General features: G+C 46.1%; 3 protein-coding genes. 1 reads left to right on the forward strand and 2 read right to left on the reverse strand.

Annotation, left to right across the window (positions count from 1 at the left end; genetic code table 11):
• On the reverse strand, nt 1-116 hold a 116-nt coding region (locus V2I46_00205), incomplete at its 3' end, for an RNA-binding protein (protein MEE4175906.1).
• 133 nt (nt 117-249) lie between these two features.
• A complete protein-coding gene (nhaA, locus tag V2I46_00210) occupies nt 250-1,638 on the reverse strand; it encodes a Na+/H+ antiporter NhaA (GenBank protein MEE4175907.1) in 1,389 nt (462 codons plus the stop codon).
• Between the two features lie 266 nt (nt 1,639-1,904).
• On the opposite strand from nhaA, the gene V2I46_00215 reads away from it, so the two are divergent.
• On the forward strand, nt 1,905-2,169 hold a 265-nt coding region (locus V2I46_00215), incomplete at its 3' end, for a hypothetical protein (protein ID MEE4175908.1).

Raw genomic sequence — 2,169 nt, forward strand, 5'->3', positions numbered from 1 at the left:
CCAGAGAATTTGTCCATAATAATCTTTACAGAGCTGACTTCTCCATACGCTTCGAAAGCGGATCTGAGATCCTCTTCCTGTGTGTCATAATTCAATTTTGCACAAAAAATGTTCATAAGAAAAAATAAATAAATTAATACAAGAGTTCAATAGTGAACTCACAAAACTATACAAAGATACGATTCAAAGAAACACTAACCCCGGATTTTTAAAAGAATTTCGCTTTTTTTCCTGATTATTAGCATTTTCTTAACAATTCTGCACCTTTTTTTGTCCGTCAACTGGATCAACCGGCGCATAACCTTCAGGGGACCGGGTCAGCTTACAGGTATACCGCATCAGGATATATCCTGTGAGACCGGATACAAGCGAACCAATCAGGATGCCGATCTTCGAGGAATTCGTCAGGACAGGGTCATCGGTGAATGCAAGGTTGGAAATAAAGATGGACATCGTAAAGCCCACACCGGCAAGCAGGGCCGCACCGAATACGTTTGAAAAGGTCATACTGTTGGGCAACTCCGTGAGCTTCAGGCGTAAACCGATGTAGGTAAAGAGCGGTATGCCGATAAACTTGCCCAGGAACAGTGAAACAGCAATGACCAGCACCAGTTGCCAGTCGATCCCCAATCCAACATCAAACACCACACCGGCATTGGCAAGGGCGAACAGCGGCATGATAAAAAAGGCCACCCAGTAGTGAAGCTTGTGCTCAAGGTGCTGGAGTGGAGATTGCACCTTCACGGTCCATTCCTCGAGATCGTCCAGGTATTGGATCTGCTTGTCACTCAGAATGGTCTTGTCAACATTTGCGGTGGTTTCAATATTATGAATCAGTTTGTGCATCTGGTCGGTGTAGGTTTTTACATTCACCTGGCGCCTGATCGGCACGGTGAAAGCCAGCATTACCCCGGCAATTGTGGGATGGATACCTGCCTTAAGAAACAGGAGCCAGACAACTACACCCAGTGCAATCCAGAGGTACTTTGAATAAAACCCGAGGTACCCCAGGATACCCAGCAGGATCATCGGGAGAAATGCGAGCAATATAAGCACATACTTGATCTCTTCACTGTAAAAAATGGCAATGACCAGCACGGCACCAATGTCATCCACGATAGCAAAGGCGGTCAGGAACACTTTCAGGGCCACAGGAACGCGTTTACCCAATGCATTGATGATGGCAAGAGAGAAGGCAATATCTGTGGCCATGGGAATCCCCCATCCCGAAGCACTGGCAGGATTGTCATTCAGAATAAAATAAAGAGAAACAGGAACAATCATCCCTCCCATGGCTGCAAAAAGCGGCAGGGCGGCTTTGCGCGGACTATTCAGTTCACCAATCAGCAGTTCCCGTTTAATCTCAAGTCCGATCAGGAAAAAAAACACGGCCATGAGCGCATCATTTACCCACAGCATGGAGGGCTTGGTGAGTTCAAAGGTATCGGCATCCACTCCGATCCTGTATTCCCATATGGATTGATAGATATCTCCCCAGGGTGAATTTGCCCAGAAAATGGCGATAACGGTTGCCCCGAAAAGCAAAATGCCTCCCAATCCCTCGATTCTTGCAAATTTCTGAAAAGGCGTAATGATCAGCCTGTCAATAATGTTCTCTTCTTTTATCTTGCCTGCCATGGATCACTGGTTGTGCTGTCTGTTATCTTTCATTCAATTAATCATGAATGAAAGATAAACATTGGTATTAATGCAGAATAGGAACTTTTGTTCAAAACCGGTGATCGAAAATATACCATTCCACTTGTTTCGCCAAATGATTCAGGAAAAAAATCGCTGCAGTTCGTGCAGGTATTTGAAATACTAAACGCCCTCCCTGGATCATGCTTTGCTTTATTTACAACCTTTTTCTTTGTAAATTGGTCAGGTAATAAAACCTGATAACTATGAAAAGAAGCAAATACGTACAGCAATTTGCAATCCTCCTGGCAGTGTTCATGACCATTACCCTGAATGCGCAGCCCGGGACAGGCATGAATTACCAGGGCGTGGCGAGGGATGCGGACGGCACCATCCTGGCCGGCCGGGAACTGACCGTGGAAGTGGGAATCATCAACCTTGACCGCAACCAGGCTTTGATCTGGGAAGAACTGCACCAGGTTGTTACCAGTCCCTCAGGGCTCTTTACATTGGGGATCGGAACGGACAGGG

Origin of the sequence: Bacteroides sp. (assembly GCA_036351255.1) — a bacterium.
In the GTDB taxonomy this organism is placed as follows: domain Bacteria; phylum Bacteroidota; class Bacteroidia; order Bacteroidales; family UBA7960; genus UBA7960.

What these genes read in the sequence shown, in the direction of transcription:
- nhaA (MEE4175907.1), bottom strand. Translation starts at nt 1,638, where the DNA reads ATGGCAGGCAAGATAAAAGAAGAGAACATTATTGACAGGCTGATCATT.